15 protein-coding genes are annotated in these 25,493 nt (G+C 38.6%); 11 read left to right on the top strand and 4 right to left on the bottom strand.

What is annotated here, in order from left to right; translation table 11 throughout:
• Positions 1-70 precede the first annotated feature (70 nt).
• Together AXF23_RS11225 and AXF23_RS11220 are read right to left on the bottom strand one after the other, a co-directional pair.
• Positions 71-1,147 carry an ankyrin repeat domain-containing protein gene (locus tag AXF23_RS11225; protein WP_107625879.1) on the bottom strand — a complete coding sequence of 359 codons (1,077 nt, stop codon included), beginning with the start codon at positions 1,145-1,147 and terminating at the stop codon, positions 71-73.
• 618 nt (positions 1,148-1,765) lie between these two features.
• On the bottom strand, positions 1,766-3,646 hold the full coding sequence (locus AXF23_RS11220; RefSeq protein WP_107624702.1) for an IS1634 family transposase: 1,881 nt from the start codon (positions 3,644-3,646) through the stop codon (positions 1,766-1,768).
• 461 nt (positions 3,647-4,107) lie between these two features.
• Between AXF23_RS11220 and AXF23_RS11215 the strand changes: the two genes are divergently transcribed.
• Genes AXF23_RS11215 through AXF23_RS11205 form a run of 3 tightly spaced genes read left to right on the top strand, consistent with a single transcriptional unit; the run spans position 4,108 to position 6,798 of the window.
• A complete protein-coding gene (locus tag AXF23_RS11215) occupies positions 4,108-5,082 on the top strand; it encodes a DNA adenine methylase (protein ID WP_107625349.1) in 975 nt (324 codons plus the stop codon).
• 16 nt (positions 5,083-5,098) lie between these two features.
• Positions 5,099-5,923, top strand: a complete 825-nt coding sequence (locus tag AXF23_RS11210; RefSeq protein WP_107625878.1) for a type II restriction endonuclease — start codon at positions 5,099-5,101, stop codon at positions 5,921-5,923.
• Complete coding sequence (locus AXF23_RS11205; RefSeq protein WP_107625348.1) at positions 5,920-6,798, top strand: DNA-methyltransferase; 879 nt, start codon at positions 5,920-5,922, stop codon at positions 6,796-6,798. Before AXF23_RS11210 ends, AXF23_RS11205 begins: the two co-directional genes overlap by 4 nt.
• Before the next feature lie 596 nt (positions 6,799-7,394).
• Here the strand turns inward: AXF23_RS11205 and AXF23_RS11200 are convergent.
• Together AXF23_RS11200 and AXF23_RS11195 are read right to left on the bottom strand one after the other, a co-directional pair.
• Positions 7,395-9,527 (bottom strand): DUF3857 domain-containing protein, encoded by a 2,133-nt coding sequence (locus AXF23_RS11200; protein WP_107625347.1) that lies wholly within the window; start codon positions 9,525-9,527, stop codon positions 7,395-7,397.
• A gap of 52 nt (positions 9,528-9,579) precedes the next feature.
• Positions 9,580-11,406, bottom strand: a complete 1,827-nt coding sequence (locus tag AXF23_RS11195) for a transglutaminase domain-containing protein (protein ID WP_199222186.1) — start codon at positions 11,404-11,406, stop codon at positions 9,580-9,582.
• A gap of 211 nt (positions 11,407-11,617) precedes the next feature.
• Between AXF23_RS11195 and AXF23_RS11190 the strand changes: the two genes are divergently transcribed.
• The 8 genes from AXF23_RS11190 (at position 11,618) to AXF23_RS11155 (ending at position 25,493) form a co-directional block, all read left to right on the top strand.
• Positions 11,618-13,183: a sulfatase gene (locus AXF23_RS11190; RefSeq protein ID WP_107625346.1), complete on the top strand. Its 1,566-nt coding sequence runs from the start codon at positions 11,618-11,620 to the stop codon at positions 13,181-13,183.
• 364 nt (positions 13,184-13,547) lie between these two features.
• Complete coding sequence (locus AXF23_RS11185) at positions 13,548-14,771, top strand: site-specific integrase (protein ID WP_107625345.1); 1,224 nt, start codon at positions 13,548-13,550, stop codon at positions 14,769-14,771.
• Positions 14,772-14,887: 116 nt separating this feature from the next.
• A complete protein-coding gene (locus AXF23_RS11180; RefSeq protein ID WP_004381194.1) occupies positions 14,888-15,097 on the top strand; it encodes a helix-turn-helix transcriptional regulator in 210 nt (69 codons plus the stop codon).
• Between the two features lie 33 nt (positions 15,098-15,130).
• On the top strand, positions 15,131-16,495 hold the full coding sequence (locus tag AXF23_RS11175; protein ID WP_009433915.1) for a toll/interleukin-1 receptor domain-containing protein: 1,365 nt from the start codon (positions 15,131-15,133) through the stop codon (positions 16,493-16,495).
• On the top strand, positions 16,492-18,000 hold the full coding sequence (locus AXF23_RS11170) for an argonaute/piwi family protein (protein WP_004381192.1): 1,509 nt from the start codon (positions 16,492-16,494) through the stop codon (positions 17,998-18,000). The genes AXF23_RS11175 and AXF23_RS11170 overlap by 4 nt, the downstream gene beginning before the upstream one ends.
• A gap of 9 nt (positions 18,001-18,009) precedes the next feature.
• A complete protein-coding gene (locus tag AXF23_RS11165) occupies positions 18,010-19,614 on the top strand; it encodes a site-specific DNA-methyltransferase (RefSeq protein ID WP_009434003.1) in 1,605 nt (534 codons plus the stop codon).
• 3 nt (positions 19,615-19,617) lie between these two features.
• A complete protein-coding gene (locus tag AXF23_RS11160) occupies positions 19,618-22,266 on the top strand; it encodes a DEAD/DEAH box helicase (protein WP_107625344.1) in 2,649 nt (882 codons plus the stop codon).
• Positions 22,267-22,295: 29 nt separating this feature from the next.
• Positions 22,296-25,493, top strand: coding sequence for a P-loop NTPase fold protein (locus AXF23_RS11155; RefSeq protein WP_009433953.1), 3,198 nt, complete (start codon positions 22,296-22,298; stop codon positions 25,491-25,493).

The following is a 25,493-nucleotide window of genomic DNA, read 5'->3' as shown; positions in this document are numbered from 1 at the left end:
AGATTAATACTTTTAATACGCCTCTTCAACATCTTCTCATCCCCTAACAAGCCTCAACTAAAACGCTCAATTAATATGAACGCCCTTTGTAGGTCATAATCACATGCTTGATTTTCTCCGTCTGCTCCCTATCGTAGGGGCTAATCCTTGGGTCTTTAAGACTCTTCTCAATCATGGACAACAAGGTCTCATTGTCTTCATAGAACGTCAGAAAAGGATTAGCACCATGCTCCAAAAGATAAGTAACAACCTCATAACGCCTACCGATCATTGCTATCGTAACAGCTGAATAGCTTTTGTAAGTGCTATCATTAGCCGTGTAGTACTCTTGATAATTTACGTCTGCACCATGTTTCAACAATAACTTCACCATTGGAAGCGACCCTCTTCCTGCTGCCATGTCCAATGGAGCCAAACTGATAGTATCGTCTTCGGAATCTGGTAGGCGCTTAAAATCTTTCAAGTAAGATTTTATTGGTTTCACCGTAGCCCCATGTTGCAGTAATATCTCCGCTATCTTGAGTTGCTCCTCAGATGGATTAGGAATTTCACAAAGGCTTATCAAAGGCGTCCTACCATCATACCAGTTACTGAGATTTGGGTTGGCACCATATCGCAATAAGCTCTTCACTGTAGCTACATTCCCATCCAAACAAGCAAACCTCAGCATACTCTGCCCATAAAGCGTATCTTGGAAGTTCACCAACTTTGGCTGACTGGATAAGATACGATCGATCTCCATAGTGTCATTATCCTCTACTGCTGTGGCAAGCTCAGCAGCTGGTGTATCACGATATATCGTATATCTATACCCATCCAACGTAGAAGGAGCTACAGGACGAAGCGCTAACCAGGTTATCAACAAGCCTATAATCAACACAAGAATGGCGTGCGGAATAATCGAGATGAGCACCTTATGATAGCGTCGATACAGAACAGCTCCCAACTGAACTACTCCAATAAGCCATAGAGAATAGCTATTGAAGAGAAGGAGCATACCAATTCTCTCCAATTCATTAGTAGGTCCGTCATAGTTCATTATAGTCCAAATAAAGACAAATGGAGCAATCGGAACAGGCGTAAGGAATACCCATGAGACCCTTCTTAACCACAAAGGAAGAGTATTATCAAAGATACTTAGTTTCATAAGATTACATATATAATCAGCAACAAAGATACGAATTTCAATAGCTAAAACATACCATAAACGCAAAAAAAACGCTACAATAAGACATAAGCAAGTTTTTTTAAGTTAAACAAGCCGCTATTTCTAAAAGGAATCAAGGGCTTTTAATAGTAGACCAAACCGCTATTTCTAAAAGGAATCAAGAGCCTTTAATAGTAGAACAAGGCGCTATTTCTAAAAGGAATCAAGAGCCTTTAATAGTAGAACAATGCGCTAACTCTGAAAAGAAACAAGCGCTTTTAATAGTAGAATAATGCACTACTCAAAAACGGTAACAAGCGTTTTTTATTAGTATAAAAGCCATCGTTCATTAGCCTCCCATCCCTGTTCCACCTCATCCCCCCATCCCCTTCTCGAATTATTTTCATGAAAAAAAATAATTTTCTTCATGAAAAAAAATATTTATTTACGTGAGAAAAAATATTTCTTTTCATGAAAATAATTCTAAGAAGAAGGTTAAGCACAACGAAACCGCCATGGTCTCTTTATATTCTTAAGATGCAAAATATCCCTTATCTAACCCAAGTTTAACACCCACTTTCGCCTAATCTAACTGTCACCGTGCTTTCATCGTTTTTCTTATGGGCTCTGTGTCCTACAAATTTTATTCTTTTTGAATGGTGAGTGTTTTAAGTTCAACTTATCGTATATCTGTTTTGCTTGTTTCGAAGGACTACTGCATTGGCGCATCTCGATGGTTTCACCTAATGGATTCTTCCCTTGTGTGGTGACAAGCTTTTGGGTGCTCATACGTCGTACTATCTCGGTCCAGTAACAGGATTCTCCTTCCCGTTTTAATTGACAACGGATGGTGTTTACCACCCAGTAGGCTAATAAACCGAAGAAAAGGTGTGCGTCGCTTCGCTCATCTTTCTGATGATAGATTGGACGGAGGTTGAGATCATTCTTTAGTTGTCTGTTCGTGCATTCTATCTCGCGAATGAGATTGTAGTATTCCCATGTCACACGCTCAGAAAGTGTCCTGACATTGCTGCGGAGGAAATAGACTCCATGACCAGATTCCATTGCTGAGAGGTCTTTTATCTCCCAGTCTACACGTAGCATCTGCTTGGGTTTCTTCTCATTTTTTATGTAGCTTATCTGGTAGAACTTCGCTATAGAAGGGTACTTCTGTATGGCACGTCCTGTACGTTCAACAACCTTTTCATAGGTTTTTGTTCCACCTTTCTTGGAAATTCCATCGTTTATCCTCTGCAGTTCCATCTCAAAACGCTCTCTCCAGACTCTGTTCATGGACGACTCTGTCATAGCTTTCGAAGGAGATGTTATTTCGAGATAATAATCCTTATCATCCTCTGTCTTAACCTCTTTCAGCGTTATCTTCTGCCGACGGGCATCCATTACCGTAACGCTCTTATTATCATCACTGAGCGTATAGTCTTTCATTTTCGTACGGGATACGCAGAGATAATTGTAACCCTTTTTCTTTATTAGCTCCAAGTTCTCTTCCGTGGCAACACCTGCATCCATGACAACGAGCGTATCCTTGATTCGTGATGGATTTCTCTTTGCCAGCGTATCAATCATATTGGGTAGAGACTTGGGATCTGCTGTATTACCCTCCAAGATTGAAGAATAACGTATAAAACCTTCTTTATTGATACATAATGCAAGTACAAGTAGCTTACAGTCAGAGCGTTTTTCTTTTGAACGACCGAACTTGGCTTTATCGCTATTACGCTTGCTACCCTCGAAATAGAAGTTGGTTAAGTCGAAGAGCATCAACTTGTTGTCTATATTAAAGAGATCGTCAGTAACGCTGCACAGATGACGCTCTAACTGTTCCTTTAGTTCATATAACTTGTCAGTGATTTTATACAGAGAATTGATTCCTGGTGTCCAGCCAGGAACTCCACTGTAAAGTTCGCCAGCAGCCGAGTTATCGCGCAAATAATAATAAGATGAACGTTCAGAAACTGCATATACCGTACGGACAATCAATGCTGACAAAGCCGTGTGTATCGTATTCTCCGTCCAGCCGTTTTTGCGCAGAAAACCCTCTAATTGCAGCTTGTCGATTGTCTGCTTGCAGAGCCACTCAGCACCGACATCCCTTGCGTCAGTATAGTTTGCCGTCTCAAGGTCAATATAGTTCTCATATTTTCTCAGCGACTTCTGCTCTTCCTTATTAAACCGATCGATTCCACCTTCTTTCTCCATACGGATCCACCATTCGTCAGCCTTTGCCTGTTCAATAGGAGTAAGTTCTTCAAGACGCTCTTTGAAAAGCGAGGGTGTATTTCTTGTTTTGAAGCGTTTGGTAAGAGCGTATGCAATTTTTCGAACCTGTACAGCAGTAAGTGAAGGTTCGAACCCGATGTTTAACAAAATTAGCGAATGTACATGACCCTGCACGTCACGATATGACTCCTTGATGCGATAATAAGGAGCCATGTCGCCTGTTACAGGGTTGAATCGTGTCTGTACATTTGCGTGCATGAGTGCAAAGTAACAAAATAATTTTGATATGGCTGTGTCCTACAAATCAGATTTTACTCCTCGTTACAATACCCTATGTTTGATTATCAATTATTTATCAAATTGATACTACACAAAATATCCCGAAAATTTATGAAAAATAATTTTGCCGGTTAAACTTGGGCTAAGCTCTTATATTTCTTAAAAGGCCCTTGACAGTACCACTAATAACAAAGTTGTAGATGGCTATTTAGGCCATGGAGGGATGCAACATACAAGGAGGATAACCAAACAATAAATAAAACAAAATCAGAGACAGTCGACTATCCGATTAAATAGTAATAATAGTAAGATGATTAAAGACGAATGACAGCCTTTCAATCATCCCCGTAATCACACATTATTCTTATTTTCATCTGAATAAATATGGCTTCTTCATAGTTTTTTTGTATTTTTGTCTACTCAAGTAAACTATAAATAATATGTTTAAAGCAAAGCCATTTATCAAATGGGTTGGCGGTAAGACCCAACTCATTGAACAACTTGAAGCACAGCTTCCAGCTGACTTTGATAATTGGGAGAATGCTACATACATAGAGCCATTCGTAGGTGGAGGAGCCATGCTCTTCTATATGTTACAGCGTTATCCTTGTATTCAACATGCTATCATCAATGATATCAACAGCGATCTCTGTACCTGTTATCAAACGGTTAGAGACCTACCAGAGCAATTAATAGAAGCATTGTACGAAATAGAAAACACTTATCGGGACCTTAAAACAGAGGAGGAACGTAAATTATTCTTCCTAAACATGCGTGAACGCTACAATCAGAAGGACTTAAAAGCAGTTGAGAATACGACATTATTCTTTTTCCTCAATAGGACTTGCTTTAATGGACTCTACCGCGTAAACAAGCGAGGTCTATTCAATGTCCCCTTTGGGAAATACGCAAATCCTACTATTTGCGATCCTAATACCATTCGAAGAGATAGCGAACTGTTACAACGGGTTGAGATTATCAATGCTGACTTTGAGGCAACATTTGACTATGCTCAAGGCAAGACTCTCTTTTATTTTGACCCACCCTATCGCCCTTTAAGTAACACTTCCAGTTTTAACGATTATACAAAAGAGGCTTTTAATGATAACGCTCAGGTAAGATTAAAAGAATATTGTGATAAGATTCATGATGCTGGCCATAAATTTATGCTTAGCAATTCAGACTGTAAAGGAATGAACGGAGACGACAATTTCTTTGATAATCTTTATAGATCTTACTCAATAGAACGCCTCGTAGCTTCAAGAAGTATTAACTCCAACCCTCATAAAAGAGGAAAACTAACAGAGATATTAGTACACAATTATTTGAACACTAAGGCCAACACCTCCAAAGTAAGCTACATCGAAAACTTAAGACAGGAAAGAGAAGCAAACGTAAAAACGCATATCGTCTAACTTAATCATAATGAATATGGAGAAAAACTTTGGGACTTTCATGTCTCAACTACGGGAAACAAACCAAACATTAGGTTTCTTCTGCGATTTTGATAAAATATCTAATAATGTTGAGAACATAAAGTTAAGCCTATGTATGCTGAATAGTCTCATAGGAACAAACGACCTTCGACGAAGTGTTGAAACGATTTGGGAACGAGACAAAACGGCTTTCAACATCTTAGATATCCTCATTGCTGTTCGTAGTAATGGGCAGAAGAAGGTGCTTAACGCCAATGGAGAGTGCGTTGCTCTTAACAGTTTCTTTGAAAGCGTGGATAGTGTTGTTGAGTATTTAGAGGACACTGGACTTGCTCATATACTAAAAGAAGGAAGGATAAAGAACCTTGTTGATTACGTCTTCGGCATCGAAACAGGTCTTGATAGTAATGCTCGTAAAAATAGAAGTGGGCATGTTATGGAGAACATGATATCTAAGATATTTGATGACAACAATATCACTTATCGAAAAGAAGTGTATTCTAAAGAATGGACAGACATTAAAAGAGTTTTAGGAGATGATGAGAAGCGCTTTGATTTTGTAATAGAAGCACATCAAAAGACTTATCTTATAGAAGTAAACTTCTATAGCGGAGGAGGCTCAAAACTAAACGAAGTTGCTCGTGCATATACTGACATTGCACCAAAAGTAAATTCAGTTCCAAACTTTGAGTTCGTATGGATTACTGATGGTATTGGCTGGAAGGATGCAAGAACTAAACTTCATGAAGCATATAACATCATCCCCAGCGTCTATAACCTAACAAGTATAAGTGATTTTCTGAAGCTTATTAAAGAATGATCTCATCCTTTTATAAATCACCAAACAACGATTTCACACTTATTCAAGGTGATTGTGTTGAAACATTATCAAAGTTTAAGTTTGGCTTTGATATGGTCTTTGCGGATCCTCCCTACTTCCTGTCAGGTGGCGGTATCAGCTATCAGAGTGGCAAGATAGTCTGTGTGGATAAGGGTGTTTGGGACAAACCAACTACACCAGAAGAGTTGGATGCTTTCAATCTGCGCTGGCTTTCTGTTGTACGTGAGCACATGAAAGACAATGCCACGATATGGATATCAGGTACACACCATAATATCTTCAGTGTACAACAACAGTTATTAAAATTAGGATTCAAGATATTGAATGTTATAACATGGGCTAAAACGAACCCTCCACCTAATATTTCTTGTCGTTATTTTACATTCTCTACTGAGTTTATTATTTGGGCGCGTAAATCTTCAAAAGTACCCCATTACTTTAACTATGCCTTAATGAAAGAACTAAATGGGAATAAACAGATGACAGATGTATGGCACTTACCAGCCATTGGGATATGGGAAAAGACATGTGGAAAGCATCCTACACAAAAACCATTAGGCCTATTAGCAAGACTAATTCAGGCAAGTACTGAAGTTAATGCGTGGATTCTCGATCCCTTTAGTGGGAGTGCTACAACAGGCATAGCCGCAAACTTGTTGGGAAGAAACTATCTTGGGCTGGAGAAGGAGGAAGAGTTTCTGAATATGAGTAGGGCAAGAAGACTTGAATTAGAAGACCCAAACATTCGATGGAGTTACCTCAAACGATTAGAAAAGAATAACATCATACCCGCATCGGACACCTCTGTCGTATCCGATAGCTCGCAAGCGTGCTACAACACTCCTTGGATTTAGGATACTGTTAATTAGGTGACATAAAGATATCTATCTAAGAGATATTGGCAAACATATCTATCACATAATATTTAAATAGGTGTTAAGACATAGTAACACCACCTAATTAGGAAGATGTTAGGGAGATGTATCAAAAGTAAAGAAGAATTACTCTGCAATTTAAAAGATATAGAATACGGCCTCCTGGGGACATAAATAGAAAAAGACAAAGACAACATGCTTAACTTTATTTGGTAGAGGAACTATCTTTATTGGTTTAACCTGGTGAAGGATGTCTACGCCTTTCTCCAAGCCGATTTGTAGATTACTCAACAACTGCTTATAAATCTACTTGAGAAAACGGAACGAGGGAGAGGGGTGCCTCACATCTCCCTCTATCGACAAGACTTTATTCAAAAAGAGGCGTATTGGCTCTTTGGAAATATCTTATATAGAATATTGTGAGGTAGACGAGACAACAAAAAGGCGGATAGATTTGGGTATCTGTCCGCCATATTAAGGTTTCATTCTCCTCTTTCAAGCTAACATTCGTTAGAATCTCCTTCCCCTTCAGAGAGAATGGGAAGGGTTCTATGAGAAGCGTGAGAGAGTTTTGATTACTTCTTCAAAATAACTTGTAAGCTATTGAAATCGTATGCTTTATCAAGAGCAGATAACACGTCTGACCACTGAGAAACTGGCACTCGGTACTGCTTATACACCTTCTCGAAAGTCATTAATAGTTTACCATCCTCGACAGAAGCCTTTGATGTAAAGGATATTGCACTATTATCTACATTAGAATTGAGTTTCTGCAAGCTTTCGGGAGATACTGTATAACCATTAGGAATGGTCAGACGTACTGTAACAGAGTAGGTTCTTGGGTAAGGATAGATAATATCTACATTGCGCTGACGCTCTGCTCCCTCTATATGAACCTGTTGACCGACAAGCTGACCGACAGAGACTACAAGGTTGCGACCAGCTTTCTTGACCAGACCATCCATCTGGTAATCTACAAGATAAGTAAAGGGTTTATCCTTCTCACCGCATGAGAGCACCTTAGTGTCATTCACTTTCACTGCTGCACGGTCGTGATATCCCTTAATCTCATCGCTGAAGTTATCTGCAATAGATTTCTTATCTTGCTCTGCACGTTCTGCTGCTCGCTGGTCAGCAACGTTTAATCCCTTGTCATAAAGCTGTGCGAACTTTGTTACGCCATAGTCAGCACCCCATGCCTGAGCCATCTGCTCGGCTGAAGTATAGTCCATGATGTTACCTTCCTTGTCGCATCCTGTGGTTGCATCTTGGCGTTTGATGTTCAGCAAGATACCATCGATAGTAGCATCAATATCCACCTTCTCCGTGTTATCCTTCGCCTGACTACCCGGCACTGTCACGTTTCTAAAAGGTCCTTTTTGGAACTTCTTCTTGGCATCAGTAGCCACAGCGTCTCGGTTCTGATAGATAGATGGAATGGTGTTAGCCGTAGTGACGTATCGAGTACTTAGAGGAAAATAACACTGACCATTACTCAACATGAATCCATCTGTTACATTCCAGATATTCGCCAACTGCCCAATAGGTTCGGTCATGCGGTTAGTTACCAACAAACGTGAGTAGGGTACTTTGAGCTTATCAAGTAGGAATGCGAATACAGAACCAAAGTTCCTGTAGGAGAAATAAGGATTATTATGCACCAAGGTGTTCAACATAGCGAAATTGTAGACATAGTTTGCTCTCTCTGTTGGATCGCTGATTTTCTTCGCTTCATCAATCACTTTGTTGAACATCTTATAGAATGTCCACTTGCTAGTAGTCACATCCCAGAGTGTCCAAGCGTCCTCTTGAATGACCTTCGCATCGGGGTTTGCCTGCAAACCTTTGACCTTCATGCTCTTTGGAATGTACTCTAAAACTACGTCCGCATTGATGAATAACATTGTATAAGGTGTCTGCGCCAATGGATTGTAAGCGTAATCGGGCATAGTCTTATCGATATTCTTCTCACGAACATCAAGAACAACAGCATCCTTGTCAGCACCTTGCTTAAAATCAGGAGCACCATTCATTGTGCGGTACTGAGTGCATAAGTCCTTATCAATAGAGCAATGAACCTGATAATCAAGGATAGGATATTGACCACCAAAGAAGAACACTATTGGGTCAATATTCTCCTCTCTTAACTTGTCATAGTCATAGTAGAAGTAGTCAATCATGTCGCCTACTTGCAGATTAGGAACACCAAGCTTTGCATGTTTCTCTTCTCCTTTCTTCCCTTCGTTATCGTCTTGATAATCCTTCTCTTCTACTTCCTTAATCGTTCCATTAGGCTTGATAACACGTACACCGAGCACTGTTCGGCGGTCGTTACGCCATAGTCCATTATTGAGAGAATAGTCGTAGGTGCGGAACTCAAAGGTAGAGAACTTGTCCAAAGCAGCCTTATCATTAATCTTCACAAGGTTACGGACGAGATGAGTGCCCGTACATTGCTTCACCTTACCAAGGCTAAGAGCACTGAAGCGGTTACTATAGTCGACTCCAATCTCCTCATATCTCGCCAAGACAACAGCCGACTCTTTATTATACTTTTCCGGTACTGTACGATTGTTGAATTGTGGGAGATCCTTCTTCCAGACCTCCGCTTTCACTTCACGTGCAAACTTTTGATAGTCCTCATCATCGAATGCCATCATAGGAAGAGTTATGATGGTGAGGAGTAGCAATGTGATTAGCTTTTTCATAATTATATGTATTGATAATAATTAATAGCAGTTAAAACGAACGAAGAAAAGGCTATCTTCGCTTCAAGACAACTTGCTCGTTACAAGCATCCGTCCACTTCCTTAGCGCATCATTCCACTGTGGTATGTTCTTTAATGGGATTTGCCTTTTGTTTATTTGCATCTTTTGACGGAAAGTGATAACGTTCCCATTCTGCACAAATTGACAGGTGAACGTACCCTCTGGAGTATTAAAAGTAGCTGAAGAAGGTAAGTAATCTACACGATAACCAGCAGGAATGGTTAGCACAGCTTGCCTAACTACATTGCATCGAACTGGTAAATAGAAATCATGCGTGCGTTGTGTGGTATCAATGCGAGCATCGAAGAGATTATTATGTGGACTCATCTCGATATATAACTCACCATCAGCCTGTTGCACAGCAGGCTTATTAACAACGTTACCAGTAAACTTTCCCCATTCGTGGCGAGGATCATCATCCATCCATTTCACGTCAGATACCGTCATATTATGTGTGTCTGAATTAAGATTATTGGCAAGTAAATCATCGTTATGTTTGCTCCCAGCCTTGTCAGAAACCGTCATAAACCATTCCTTCATATCGCCTCGAGTCATGTAGGTTGCCGTTCCCACAAGTGCATCTCCTTGTAGTTGATAATTGTAAGAGAGGCTATCAATAGACTCATCAGGCTTCCTGACGGGCACAATCTCAAGTCTTGGGCGGTCGCCATTGGCAATCATTGCTTGCGAGCCCTGTATGTGCTGCGGAGTATAAGTATATGGGATGTGCTTGCAAGTAGCATCAATAAAGTAAGTCTTACCTTTATATAAGAGCGTACAAATCACGTGATCGGCACTTGCAAGAGTAGGGACATCACTCATCTTAAAGGGTATCTCCTCCGTTCCTATATCTGTCCAACGAGCATCGAAACCCTGTGCTTTAAGTAAGGTAGTGAGCAGTAACGCCATTCCCTTACAATCACCATAACGCTTACGGAGCACCTCGGCAGGTGTATCTGGGCAATGTCCGGCTATTCCGGCTTCGTAGGCTATATATCTGATGTTGTCCTGCACCCATCGATAAGTGTTGCTTATGCGGTCTTCGGGAGTCTTACTTGTTTTATTAATCTCGGCTAAGAGTGACTGAAGATTAGGTATATTGCAATCTACGTCAGCCATTTTCATCGACCAGCTGTACAAGTCGTTGACATCAGCAAAGGGACCGATAATTAAAAGATAAGGATAGACACTTGAAGAAGGAGGCATGTGCGGATCCTCTTTCATACGATTGCAGTTCGTCATGGTATAGCGGTAAACTTCATCCGTAGGCGTTGACTCATGTGCAACCTGTATGTTATAACCCTCAAAGTTCATTTCTTTAAGCCTATAACCAGCCAACTTCTTAGGAATAGTGATGGTCAGTGTCTTGTGCTGAATGAAATAGTCCTCGAGCAAATAAACACGTGTGAAATACTTAATATCCTTAAAGGTGCGCTCGAAGGAAGCACTGCTTGTTTTGCCTTTCTTACTTATCTCACCTTGAAGGGTGCATGCCTTCGTATCGTCGTAGAACACATTTTCAGGAGTGACATTCGTATATTGCTTCTGACCATGCCCCGAGATATTATCCAAAGAGATAAATTCTCCATAGAAGACCGTGGTTTCTGGCATTACTTTCGTCACTGAATTAGACTGATAAGTGATTTTCTCTATGTTCTTTACAATAGGTTTATCACCATCAAAAGTCAATGTGTATTGTTCGTCACATTGTGAGATAAGAATCTTATCGTCCCATTGTTGTGCCTGAGCATAAGCCGTACAGCACGTGAAAAGAAGTACTGTAACCAGCGAACGGATTGTTTTTAAATAGCTTACCATCTGAAGATAAAATAGATAGAAATCGTTATACTGCCTATTGGTAATAACTTGAAAATTTGGAATAAAGACCACGTGCAAAGATAGAAAATTATTCTGAATAGGACATAAAAGTCTTATATTTTTTTAATAACATCGTAAAATTATGTTGTTGTTACCTACTTTCTTTTTAACTTTGTAGCATGACTAAGAACCCAAGCAATAATTATCAACAATGAAGAATACCTATCTCTTCCATTTCACGAGACGCCCTTCTCCCCTGTTCGTAACGGCTTCGTTGATGTCAATAGGGGCTCTCCTTCCAGCTAATGCACAACAAGTAAAGTCGCAGCCCAATATTATCTTCTTTATGGTTGACGATATGGGATGGCAGGATACGTCCCTTCCTTTTGCCGATTCGATTACTGCTAATAATCGAAAATACGACACCCCGAATATGGAAAGACTTGCTACAGAGGGGATGATGTTCACAGATGCGTACGCAACACCTATCAGTTCGCCCTCAAGATGTAGCTTGATGACTGGTATGAATATGGCACGGCATCGGGTAACGAATTGGACCTTGCATCGCGACCAGATGACAGATGGGAAGCGAGATGGGGTCACACTACCTGATTGGAATTACAATGGTATTGCGCAGAGTGGTAATGTGGGGCATACAGCAAAGGCGATTTCCTTTGTACAACTACTAAAGAATGCGGGCTATCACACCATACACTGTGGGAAAGCACACTGGGGTGCGATTGATACTCCAGGTGAGAATCCCTGCCACTTTGGTTTCGATACAAACATAACTGGTACTGCTGCTGGTGGCTTAGCAACCTATCTCAGTGAGCGTAACTATGGCTTTACTAAGGATGGGAAGCCCACATCTCCCTTCGCAATACCTGGCTTGGAACGTTATTGGGGGACTGGCATCTTTGCGACTGAAGCCCTTACACGGGAGGCGATAGCGGCTTTGGAGAAGGCGAAAAAGTATGACCAGCCGTTCTATCTATATATGTCTCATTATGCCGTACACGTTCCCATCGACCGAGATATGCGTTTCTATCCCACCTATCGTGCACGTGGACTATCGGAGAAGGAGGCTGCCTACGCCTCGTTGATTGCTGGAATGGATAAAAGTTTGGGCGACCTCATGGACTGGGTGGCGCAGGCTGGACTCAAGCGAGAGACGATTATCATCTTTATGAGTGATAACGGAGGACTTGCCTCATCGTCCTATTGGAGAGACGGGGAGCTTTACACACAGAATGCACCACTCAAGAGCGGTAAAGGGTCACTATATGAAGGAGGGATAAGAGTGCCTTTCATTGTGAAATGGAACCACGTGGTAAAGCCCAACTCACGTTCAAATACTCCGATAATCATCGAGGACCTTTACCCTACCCTGCTCTCTATAGCGGGAATCAAGCACTATCATGTGCCACAGACTATTGATGGTGAAGATATTACACCGATACTTCGTGGTAGGCAACAGGGCTTTGAGAAACGTCAACTGGTGTGGAACTATCCTAATATATGGGATGGTGAAGGACTGGGCATCAGCCTCAACTGTGCTATTCGTGAGGGAAAGTGGAAACTAATCTATTCGTATCTTACAGGGAATAAAGAGCTTTATGACCTCTCAACCGACCTCTCCGAGAATCACGACCTTGCTCCCTCTCACCCCGAACTTGTAGCACGTCTTTTCCGCCACCTCATCACCCGTTTGCGTAAAATGAAGGCCCAGCAACCGATTGTAGCACACAAAAAAGAAGCGTATCCACAATCCCCATAACTCTATTCAACAATTCCAACGTCTATTCATTAACATCAAACAAAACTTTAAGTATCCCTTATAAAATAAAAATCCCTTGCAAATCATCGATTCACAAGGGATTTGTAGTACCCAGACCCGGTACAAGGTAGTGAAAACAAGAGAAATGAAAAGAATATATAATGCTGATAATCAGCAATTTGCATTTTTTCTTATTTTTGCCAAATTAGCCCATTTTTGCCTGTTTTTGGTTAGATAGTACACTTTTAGTACACTTTGATATTCGAAACTTTTTAGTATCTTTGCAAAATAAGAAAGCATCTGAAAATAAACGAGTTAATGATTTACTCGGTCTGATACACATTTAGGTACATAACTATCAATTATGGCAAAGTTAGAGAATAAAGCAAAGGAAAACCCGAAATTGGAGCAAAATGTGCTTGTTGATGGTCGGATTAGTCTCTATTTGGAGTATTATCTCGGTAGAGAAGAAACGCCTGTTTTAGACGATAATGGTAATCCTGTTTTGTATGAAACAGGTAAGATGATGGGCAAGCCCAAAGTTCACATCAAACACAACAGGCGAAAAGAGAATTTGCAGTTGTATTTGATAGCCAAGCCCCGTACCCCTGCCGAGCGACAGCAAAATAAAGAAACACTTGAATTGGCTGCTAAAATTCGTGCCGAGCGTGAACAACAGTTTAAGGAAAGTATGCTTGGCTATCGTTTGAAAAAAGATAGGAGTATTAACTTCTTAGACTACTATCAGGCTTACATTGATAGCTATACCAAGAAAGACCTGCGAATGATAAAGATAGCCTTGAATCGTTTTAAAGACTTTCTGAAAGAGCACTACCCTCTCTATGAGTATAGTATCAAGCCCAATCTGATAACCAAAGAAATGATGGAACGGTTTGTGGAATATCTGCAATCGCGAAGTGTTGGTGAAGGTGCAAAGAGCATCTACCAGCGTTTCAAGAAAGTGGTGCGTTATGCTATCGACCATGAAGTGATGTTGAAAGATCCATGTAAGGCTGTGGTGTGCAAGGTCGATGAGCAGATTTTGCGCAAGGATGTGCTGTCTATGGACGAAATCCAATCTTTAATTCAATGTCATTACGACAACGAGAATCCCAATGTCAGACGAGCCTTTATTCTATGCCTATATTGTGGTTTGCGCTTCTGCGATGTGAAAGATCTAACCTATAAGAACATTGATTACACCAATCGCCTATTGAAGTTTGAGCAGAATAAAACCAAAGGACATTCTGCCAATAGTGGTGTGGTTATCCCTTTGAACGATGGTTTGCTTTCATTGATAGGAGAAGCTCCCGAAGACTTAGATACTTCCATTTTCAATTTACCCACATACGAGAGTTGTTGCAAATCCGTAAAGCGATGGGTAAAGCGTGCAGGTATCAATAAACACATCAGCTGGCATTGTGCCCGCCATAGTTTTGCCGTGAATATCTTGAATAATGGTGCCAATATCAAGACCGTTGCAAGTCTTTTAGGGCATAGCGGATTGAAGCATACCGAGAAATATACTCGTGCTGTGGATAAGTTAAAGTCGGAGGCTATTAATAGTTTGCCAGAATTGAAGTTATAACAAGAAAAATGAATTAAAGAACATTTTTTTGATTAGTAACAACCATCTTTTTACTCAAAAGAGATACATTCTGAAAAATAATGAGTAATTTTATGGCGTAATCAAGTTACATAAGTATGGAACGCAAGAAAATAAACCGTTTAAAGGTGGTTCTCGCAGAAAAAGGAATGACCAATAAACAACTGGCAGAAATCTTGGATAAAGACCCTGCTGTTATATCAAAGTGGGTAACGAATGTTGCCCAACCCAATGTTGAAATGTTCATTCAGTTGGCAAAGATATTGGGAGTGAGAGTTGATGATTTGTTGTGGACAGAGGATATTTAATCCTCATATATAAACGAGTATCGTGATATTAAGATGAAAGATCAAATATTCATAAGTCATGCGACACCAGAAGATAATGACTTTACCATATGGCTCGCTTCTCGTTTAGAAATGCGGGGCTATCAAGTATGGATTGACAAAAATGGACTTCTTGGAGGAGAACGTTTCTGGCAAACCATACAGACAGCAATTTACTCCTCTCGAAAAGTTTTGCTAGTTTATTCTAAAAATATCGTACGTGATGGTATATTCAAAAAAGGTATCGAAGATGAATTAGAATATGCCAAAAGTCTTGTAGGAATAAAGAATGACACAGAGTTTGTTATTCCGTTACATATTGATGATTCTGCATATAATCTTGTAATTGGATTACCCAATATCAATCATATCCCATTTGTTGGGAACTGGGCAAAAGGATTGGTACAGCTATTTAAGAAGTTAGATAAAGATGGAGTAACATATAGTACAGATATAGAATCTTCACTATCAAATTGGTACGAAACTTCATATTCGACCGATTCATCAATTGTCTTGAAGAAAGAATTATACTATACTTCTTGGTGGAGTGTAAAATCAATTCCCCAGAAATTTTACATGTATCAATTCCTCAATAAAGAACAGGCTACCTATATTCGACAAGCGAACATAAATATTCCTATAGCTCAATTGGCAAATACATTATCTTCTTTTGATGATAGATTGTCATATCTAATAGATAAAGAGGGACAAAGTTTTGATGTTCATCCACAGTCGGTATATTCTTTCTCTCTCGAACAAATTTTATATGGCTTCAATTCTGATAGCTTCCCTACACACAAGGATGTAGTAAATCATTTTAAAGATTTCTTGAGATATTTAATCTCGGAAATTATTAGGAATAAAGGTTATCGCAAAACGGAGCTATCTAATAAAAAATATGTTTTTTATCGACCTATATATAAGAAAAAGCCAATCCCCATTCATTTTAAATATAAATACTCCTCAAAAAACAAAAGAAAATCATTAGGTGGCAGATATAAAGATAAAGGCTTTTGGCATTACGGAATATCCATACAACCAATCGTTCATCCTTTTATTGGGGCTTCTATTAAGTCGCATTTGATATTTACTCAAGATGGGGTGAATATTATAGATAATGATTCAACTCAACACTCTTACCGAAGAAATAAAGGGAAAACCTTTTTCAATGAACAATGGAGGGATATGCTGATAGCACTTTTATTTTCTTTACAAGATAATAATGAAGAGATAAAGCTTTCAGTAAGCCAGTCTAATGATATGCTTGAAATGAAAAATTGGACAGAAACCTTTTGGAGTGAATATGGCTATTATGACCCATGTAGCACCATGAGTGAAGATGACATTGTAGACTTGATAGATGAAGATAAAACAGAATGATAGAGCCAATTATTAAATACATAGAAGAACCATTTCTAACATTTGGCTGTAACCAAAAGGCAATAGACCCGAGAGATGGCCTGATGTTATTTGGCCCTTTTGACAAGACGAAGTTAAAAGGTTCAATAACACTGGGTATTATTGGACCCGCAGCGGCACGATTATCTATGACAGATTATCTTAGAAAACTGCATGAACAAATACTGCCAATTAAAGATTCTAAAAAGTATCCTATTTTTCCTGGAATTGAATCTACAATGGGGATAGCTGTGAATTTTGGAAATATACCGCAAATAGATGTAAAAGAAGAAAATATTAAATCGGCTTTAAGACATACAAATGCACATATTCGCATTCATGAACTTGTGAATTTATATGTAGATCCTTTGATGGCTTACATGAAAGAGGAAGAAATTCCCGTGAACCTTTGGTTAGTAGTTATTCCAGAAGTTATTTTTACTTATGGCCGACCACAATCAAAAATTAAGAAAGCTGAGGATAATATACACACTAAGTTTTCAAAAGAGATTTTAAATCCAAATAATCAGAATCTCTTTCCCGAGTTTCAGAAAGAAGATGATAAAATAAGGGAAGCTTATGAATATGAAATAAATTTTCACAACCAGTTAAAAGCAAGACTGTTAGGGAGTAATATAGCGACGCAAATTATCAGAGATTCAAAAATATCAAATATTGGATTGTCTGAAAAACAAATAGAGAAAGAAGAACAAGTTAGAACTGCAAAAGCTTGGAACTTAGCATCTGCCATATATTATAAGCTTGGAGGACTGCCATGGAAAATGGGGGAGGTTCGAGAAGGAGTCTGTTATTTAGGATTAGTTTATAAAAAAACTGATGAAAAAAACAGGAATGCCTGTTGTGCGGCACAAATGTTCCTTGATTCTGGAGATGGTATGGTATTTAAAGGCAATGTCGGACCTTGGTGGAACCCACAGACCAAAGAGTTTCATTTGTCAAAAGAGGATGCATATAATATAATAAGCCAATCATTAGAATCATATTTTAGTAAATTTGGATCCTATCCATCAGAAGTGTTTATTCATGCAAGAACATACTTTGATGATGCAGAGTGGGCAGGTTTTGAAGAAGCCTCATGTAACAAATCAAAAATAATTGGTGTAAGAATCAGAAGTAACAACACCTTCAAATTGTATCGGCAATTTTCTTATTGTGTGCCGCGAGGACTAATGCTCCAATATGATGAATATAAAGCCCTTTTGTGGACCAAAGGTTATATTCCAAGGTTTAAAACTCAAATTGGATTGGAAACTCCGAATCCTATTGATATTCAAATCACCCGTGGAAATGCAAATATTGATATTGTTTGCAAAGATATTATGAGTTTGACAAAACTCAATTATAATGCATGTATTTATGGAGATGGATTACCTGTAACATTAAAATTTGCAGACTCAATAGGAGAAATATTGACAGCAGGAAAAGATTTAGACACAGGTGTATTACCTTTTAAGTTTTATATATAAAATTGAGATATGCCTACACTACATTGGATAGGAAAAGATAAGGTTGTTAACCATCATGCGGAGGTACCCTTCCGTGTGTTGGAACACAAATATGGGTATCGAGGAGACAAGCCTTCTGATACCTCTGAAACTCATAGTGGAAATAAGATTATTCATGGAGATAATCTCGAAGCGTTAAAGGCATTATTACCAGAATATGAGGGACGAGTAGATTGCGTCTATATAGATCCTCCCTATAATACAGGCGAAGAGGGCTGGGTGTATAACGATAATGTGAATGACCCACACATACGCAAATGGCTCGGAGAAGTGGTAGGTGTCGAGGGCGAAGATCTTAGCAGGCATGATAAATGGCTTTGCATGATGTATCCAAGGCTAAGGCTACTCCAGTTGCTATTATCCAGTACAGGAATTATTTTTATAAGTATTGATGATAATGAATATGCGAATCTAAAGTGTATTTGTGATGAAATTTTCGGCAGCACAAATTTTGTAGCCACTTTTATTTGGGAAAAAAGAAAAAATAGAGAGAATAGAAAGGTTGTTTCATGTCGTCACGATTATATCCTTTGCTATTGTAAAGATATAATGAAGACAGATAGATGCCTGCATCTCTTACCCATGTCGAAAGAAGCATTGAGTAGATATCAAAACCCTGATAATGACCCACGTGGCTTATGGAAGTCTGACCCAGCAACAGCACAAGCAGGACATGCCACTGAAAGCCAATTTTACACATTGATAGCTCCAAACGGAAAAAAACATACTTTACCAAATGGACGCTGTTGGTTATATACAGAAGAGGTAATGCGGCAAGCTATTGCCGATAGACGAATTTGGTTTGGAGAAAGTGGTAATAATGTTCCGCGAAAGAAGACATATCTAAATGATAAAGATAGAGGATTAACCCCTGAAACCATTCTCTTTGCTGCTGATGTGGCTACAAATGAAATCGCCAAGAACAATTTAAAAAATATCTTCTCTGAACAAATTCCTTTTACGACACCTAAACCATTCCAATTGATAGAACACCTGATTCAAATTGCAACTGATGATGATAGTATTATCCTCGATTCTTTTGCAGGCTCAGGAACGACAGCTCATTCTGTGTTAGATGTTAATTTTAATACGAAGGGCAACAGAAAGTTTATCTTAATAGAAATGGAAGCTTATGCAGAAAGTATTACTGCGGAACGAATACGCCGGGTAATCAAAGGCTACGGAGAAGGGAAGAAAGCTGTTGAAGGCTTGGGGGGCTCTTTCGATTACTACGAATTAGGTTCTCCTCTGTTCAATGAAGATGGTAACCTAAACGAGCAGGTCGGTATAGGAAAGATGCGTGAATACATTTATTATACAGAGACCCACGATTACCTGACAAATCAGCAAACAGTGGATTATCCCTATCTGTTAGACTACAAGGATGGTACGGGCTATTTTTTTTATTACGAGCCCAATGAGATCACAACTTTGTCGTATGACACATTAAACATAGTACCCAAGACTGCAGACCATTATGTGATTTATGCTGATATCTGCACGATTAGTAAAGAGCAGCTGGCGCAATTGAATATTACATTCAAGAAGATTCCTCGTGACATCAATAGATTTTAAAGTATGCAACTGAAAGAATATCAACACCAAGTGCTCCGAGATTTGGAGCAATATATTGAGACTTTGAATGGTAGCAAAAGTCTCTCTGTAGCCTATTCTCAATATTGGGGAAACAGAGGAGTTTCGGTGAACGGATTCAGTAACAGCTATCTGCATCCCTATGTCAATACCGTGAACGGTGCGCCGCGTGTAACGCTGAAAGTTCCTACAGCGGGTGGCAAGACATTCATTGCCTGCAATGCTATTAAAAGGATTATGGATAACCTGCAAACAGGTACTCCTAATCGGGTTGTGGCATGGTTTGTTCCCAGCGATACCATTCTCAAGCAAACTTTGGAGAAATTACAGGATGCCACTCATCCCTATCGTCAAACAATAGATGCATTATTTTCCCACCGTGTAACAGTGGTGGACAAGGAGGCTGCGCTGATGGGGCAAGGCATTAGCCCTGTACAGATGCACGATAATCTGACCATCTTCGTGTTAAGTGCCCAGTCGTTTGTGGAAACCATCCGTGTGAAGAAAGACAAAAGTGTAGAGCAATTGAAACCTCGTGCTTTTCGAGAGAATGGAAACTTCCTTGAACATACGCAATATTATGTTCACCCAGACCAGTTGATTGACAATGCAGACCCAACGGCACTCATACAGGTGATAGCCCAGCAGAACCCGTTGGTGATAGTAGATGAAAGTCATAACTTCAAGGCCGATCTAAGAGTAGAACTGCTCAACAATCTATCTCCCCGATTCATATTGGAATTGACAGCAACTCCACGCGACAATAGCAATATCATCAGTTTTGTAGATGCCATGCAACTGAAGCGTGAAAACATGGTGAAACTTCCCGTTATCGTGGAAAATCGCAACTCGCCTAAAGATGTGCTTGTTAGTGCCATCCGAATGCGTAATAGTCTGGAACAACATGCCGTTGAGATGGAAAAGCATGGTGGTAGATACATCCGTCCAATTGTATTATTTCAAGCTCAACCAAAGATTGATAACGACAACATTACTTTTGATAAGATAAAAAACAACCTTATTGGTTTTGGTATTCCTGAGGAGCAAATCAAAATCAAGACGGCTAATAAAGACGAATTAAAGAGCATTGACTTGATGAGTCGTGCTTGTGAAGTAAGATACATTATAACCATAAATGCGCTGAAAGAAGGTTGGGATTGTCCCTTTGCCTACATTTTGGCAACATTGGCGAACAAAACAAGTCGTGTTGATGTAGAACAAATTTTGGGGCGCATACTCCGTCAGCCATATACCACCCAGCATCAGAATCCTTTGCTCAATCTTTCCTATGTTTTCACAAGCAGTAATGACTTCCGTGATACAGTCGAGAGAATCATTCTTTCGTTACAAAAGGCGGGATTCAGCAAAAAAGACTTCCGTGAAGTAAATATGGATAGTGTTGCAGAAGAAAAGAAAAGTATTCCCAATTTGTTTGATAAGCCACAAAATCAGGAGAAAAAGAATGAGGTAGAGGATGCTATCGAATTATCAATAGAAGAGGTAGCTACAATCAAAGAAACGATACAGAACGATGCTCCAAGTAAATATATCCAAGACTTACAAAAGCAGGCGGAGCAGATGGGCAATGAGTATAATCAGAAAATAAATGAACAGTCACAAAGTGGAAACATCGATCCACTTGCGGCTATTATACCAACAGAAATGTATTATCCTATCAATGAAAGTTATAAAGAGGTAGTAGCAGAAATAAACCTCCCTGTCTTCTACACAAAGACTGTTGCATCAATATTCTCCGATGAGGAATGGATTCCTTTGGAAAAATCGATGTTGACGAAAGGTTTTGATTTGCCTTCAAAGGATGCTACTGTGGATTTCACCATTGTCCGCCCACAGGGTATTACTATCGATGTTGCGGAATCTGGCGATGATTATGTGCCAGTGCGCCGCAATAATCAGCAAGCCATAGACTTTATTCGACAGCAATATATGGATAAGTCCGCAACCACTCAGAAAGAGATGTTAAGCAAGCAAATTGCAAGTATGGTTAAGTTTGACAATGTTGTGGAGCCAGATATTAAGAAATACATAGATAGGGTGATTTCTGGACTCGATACCGACGCTATTGCTAGTTTGGTGGACAACCTCTACTTGACACGAGATGCCATCAAAGAAAAAATAGAGATTCTCTTAAAGGATTACCAAAAACAGGTTTTCCTGCAATGGTTAAATGTGGGAAAGATTCAACTTAAAGGGCATTATACCTTTATTGATGCTATTGCAATGCCAAAAGAAGAAATGGTCGGCATTGATAAAGGGTTGTATGTTGCCGAAGAAACGGTCAATGACTTTGAATACGATGTCATTTCTGCCATAGCTGATAATCCCAATGTCTTGTTCTGGCATCGTAATCGAGAAAAGAAGGATTTCTGCATTAATGGGTATATCAATCATTACCCCGACTTTATCATTCGTATGAAGTCTGGAAACACTATTCTTGTAGAGGCAAAAGGCGACCATTTAGTCAATGATGATTCGAAGAACAAGATTTGGCTTGGTAATAAATGGGCCGACCTTGCTGGAAGCGACTATAAATATTTTATGGTATTCCAAACAAAAGAGATAGAAGGTGCAATTACTGTCAAGCAGTTGTTGCAGTATTTGAATGAGTTATAAATTAGAAATATAGTAAAAAGGAGTATAATATGAATAACCTTTTCCCAAAATTCATTCAGAATCGGCCTAAAGGGTTCGATAAGTTTGATGGCGCATCTCAGACAAAACTTGCAAAAGCAATTGCACGGCAGATTATTAAGAATGATGTTCTACCAAAAGAAGATGCCTTGCCCAAAATTATTGGTATTCAAGGAGAATGGGGGGCTGGTAAAACAAACTTGGTAAGACTATTAGAGAAAGAATTGTCTGATAAATATTATTTCTTTGAATACGACGCATGGGGGCATCAAGAAGACTTACAAAGACGTTCCATTTTAGAACTATTGACAGCTAAATTAATAGATGATAGATTTTTGTCTGGCAATTCTACAATTAGAATAAAAGGTGGAGGAGAAAAAACGGTTTCTTGGGCGGAGAAACTAAAGTACTTATTAGCTAGGAAAACAGAAAAAGTTACAGAGAAGTATCCCCAAATTAGTAATGGCATGGCTGCAACTGCATTAGTTGCAATCTTGACCCCTATTTTTACCTATATTTCATATGTTATCAAGCCAACTTCTACCAATTGGTTGCAGACAATAGTTTCTATTATTATTTCAGCTCTTCCTGTTATCATAGGATTAATCGTATGGTTATGTGCGTATCTAAGAAATCACAGGTATGGTCTTAGTTATTTATTAGCCATATATAATGATAAGATTGAAAATGATGTTTGCTATGAAACTTTAAGTGAAGATGAGCCAACGGTCATAGAATTTAAGGCATGGATGATGGACATATCAAACTATATTAAGAATAACAACAAACCGAAGTTAATACTTGTATTTGATAATATGGATCGTCTACCTGCTGAGAAAGTTAAGGAGCTATGGTCTTCTATTCATACTTTTTTTGCTGATGACGGATTTGAGAATATTTGGGCGATTATCCCTTTTGATAAAAAACATTTGGCCTGCGCTTTTGGAAATGAAAAGGCTGATGAGGCAAAGGAACTTACCCAACTTTTTATTAGTAAAACATTTCCAGTAATATATAGAGTTGCACCGCCTGTTATTACGGATTATCGTAATCTATTTGAAAAACTTTTTATAGAGGCATTTGGAAATGCGGAAGAGGACTCTCGTGAAACGATAAATAGATTATGTCGTATGGTAAGGCCTGACGCAAATGTTAGGGATATTATTATGTATATAAATGCAATTGTAGCGTTAAAGCAAGAGCGGGCAAATGATATTTCTCTTATTAACATGGCTGTTTTTTTACTATTTCAAGATGATATATTAGAACATCCTAATACGCAAATTTTGTCTGGTGAATATTTGAAAAATGTAAGCTCTATTGTCAATAATGACATGCAAATGCAAAAAGAAATAGCAGCTTTAGTATATGGGGTAGATGTTGAACTTGCAAGGCAGATCCCATTGACAAAATATATTGAAAAATGTATTTCAGAAACAGAAGGATATGATATTAATGAGTATGCTGAGTCAAATATTTCTTTTGACGCAGTTTTAGAAGATGTTGCTATCAATAGGGATGATATTCCTGTTGATAATTTAATCAATTGTATTGGCAAACTAAATAAAAATAATGCGAATATACAGAAAATATGGAATTCCATTGCTCTAAGAAAGGTGCAATTGCCAATAGAAAAGCAGATGTTAACAAATGAATACAAAGTCATACTCTCAAAAGTTAAAGATCAGCTAACCCTTAAAAGGATTGTAGAAGCTTTCTACCTAAAGATTTACGATTTTTCTGAATTTAAGGGCAATGCATATTTTGCTTCATTGAAAGAATTGGAAAAATATCTTATAGAAGAAAACATTTCATGCCAATTAACACAGGTAAAGGATAAAAATGTAAATCCAGAAATCTTCATTGATTACTTACGAGAGGCAAAGGATGAATATAAAAAATATCGTGTTCATACTGTCGCGACCTCTTTTGATGCATATTTATCTGAGAAATTGAACACTGGTGATTATTCTTATTCTGATGTAATAGCTTTATTGGACGGTGATACGAATTATAAATTCCCTAAATTAATAAATGCCATAGAATTGTATATTGAAGAAGATAAAGTTGAAGCTTCTTCTATTGGGGAGATATTTTTAACTTATAAAAAGCTATCAGATAAAAAACCATTACAAAAAAGCTTGACCTCACAGACAGTTAGTTCTATAATGCAACAAATAGAACCAACACAAAAAGGTTATATTGATATTGTTGCCATGAGATTAGCACAAGGTCAACCGGTATCATCAGTAAATACATCATGCATTCCTGAAATAGCAGGAGTTATTGATTACTATGCAGATTATGGAGAACTTCTACAAAAGAGTCTCAATTGGGATAATAGCCTACTGAATGATGTGTTAAAATATATGACTCAAAACAGAAAAGGAGAACATCTTTTGATAGAAGATATTCTTCCTCTGTACTTTCAAATAAAGGATAGGATTGGTGTTTCAGACAAAGAAATGTTAGATCAACTGTCTGATTGGAGCAATAATGTAGATGGGAATATAACTAATGATAATATTCAGAAAATTATTCCAAATGCATCGTTTTATAAGTTGTCTATTCAATACAAGAATGAACTGACAGAGAAATTAAATAAAATAGTCATTGAAGCAATTAATACAGTTTCTACAGAAGAATTATATGCTCAACGAAACAGTCGTACGACATATTATTGGTTTATAGCTATACGCGAGTTCGTCGGAACAGAGTTCATGCATCCTTTGCCTACTAATATTTCCGACTTCGGTAAGAAAATATTACAAGATATTGGTAATAATGTACAGACTCTCCCTTTGCCAGAAGACTACTCCAAGATAATCAATAGCATTGATAAATGCACTACATATTCAATAATATCAGATATACGAAATTCTTATTGTAATGGGAGGGTTTCTATCGATAGGGAAAAATTTAAATTCTTTGAACAATGGTTTAGGACACAAGGAAAACTAGAGGATAGGGCTGGAGATTCTGTTGATAAAATTTTGAAGCCAATTATAAGTAGTGAAGATTGCCGGAATATTATATTAGAACAGAAAGAATTCTATATATCCTTGATAAATCATGCAGGTAATGCTGCGAATGACTTTAAGCAAACACTACATAATATTGTTGATAATACAAAAGATATTACATTGAGACAATTTGCAGAGGCAATCGGTGTTGTTTTTGAAAGTGGAGACACAGAGAATAATGAATAA

Origin of the sequence: Prevotella sp. oral taxon 313 (genome assembly GCF_003043935.1) — a bacterium.
In the GTDB taxonomy this organism is placed as follows: Bacteria; Bacteroidota; Bacteroidia; order Bacteroidales; family Bacteroidaceae; genus Prevotella; species Prevotella jejuni.
Note: the sequence above shows the minus strand (reverse complement) of the source record. Positions and strands in the feature narration are given on the sequence as shown.

Coding starts and splice junctions, on each gene's coding strand:
- AXF23_RS11225 (WP_107625879.1), bottom strand. CDS start 1,147: ATGAAACTAAGTATCTTTGATAATACTCTTCCTTTGTGGTTAAGAAGG.
- AXF23_RS11220 (WP_107624702.1), bottom strand. CDS start 3,646: ATGCACGCAAATGTACAGACACGATTCAACCCTGTAACAGGCGACATG.
- AXF23_RS11215 (WP_107625349.1), top strand. CDS start 4,108: ATGTTTAAAGCAAAGCCATTTATCAAATGGGTTGGCGGTAAGACCCAA.
- AXF23_RS11210 (WP_107625878.1), top strand. CDS start 5,099: ATGGAGAAAAACTTTGGGACTTTCATGTCTCAACTACGGGAAACAAAC.
- AXF23_RS11205 (WP_107625348.1), top strand. CDS start 5,920: ATGATCTCATCCTTTTATAAATCACCAAACAACGATTTCACACTTATT.
- AXF23_RS11200 (WP_107625347.1), bottom strand. CDS start 9,527: ATGAAAAAGCTAATCACATTGCTACTCCTCACCATCATAACTCTTCCT.
- AXF23_RS11195 (WP_199222186.1), bottom strand. CDS start 11,406: ATGGTAAGCTATTTAAAAACAATCCGTTCGCTGGTTACAGTACTTCTT.
- AXF23_RS11190 (WP_107625346.1), top strand. CDS start 11,618: ATGAAGAATACCTATCTCTTCCATTTCACGAGACGCCCTTCTCCCCTG.
- AXF23_RS11185 (WP_107625345.1), top strand. CDS start 13,548: ATGGCAAAGTTAGAGAATAAAGCAAAGGAAAACCCGAAATTGGAGCAA.
- AXF23_RS11180 (WP_004381194.1), top strand. CDS start 14,888: ATGGAACGCAAGAAAATAAACCGTTTAAAGGTGGTTCTCGCAGAAAAA.
- AXF23_RS11175 (WP_009433915.1), top strand. CDS start 15,131: ATGAAAGATCAAATATTCATAAGTCATGCGACACCAGAAGATAATGAC.
- AXF23_RS11170 (WP_004381192.1), top strand. CDS start 16,492: ATGATAGAGCCAATTATTAAATACATAGAAGAACCATTTCTAACATTT.
- AXF23_RS11165 (WP_009434003.1), top strand. CDS start 18,010: ATGCCTACACTACATTGGATAGGAAAAGATAAGGTTGTTAACCATCAT.
- AXF23_RS11160 (WP_107625344.1), top strand. CDS start 19,618: ATGCAACTGAAAGAATATCAACACCAAGTGCTCCGAGATTTGGAGCAA.
- AXF23_RS11155 (WP_009433953.1), top strand. CDS start 22,296: ATGAATAACCTTTTCCCAAAATTCATTCAGAATCGGCCTAAAGGGTTC.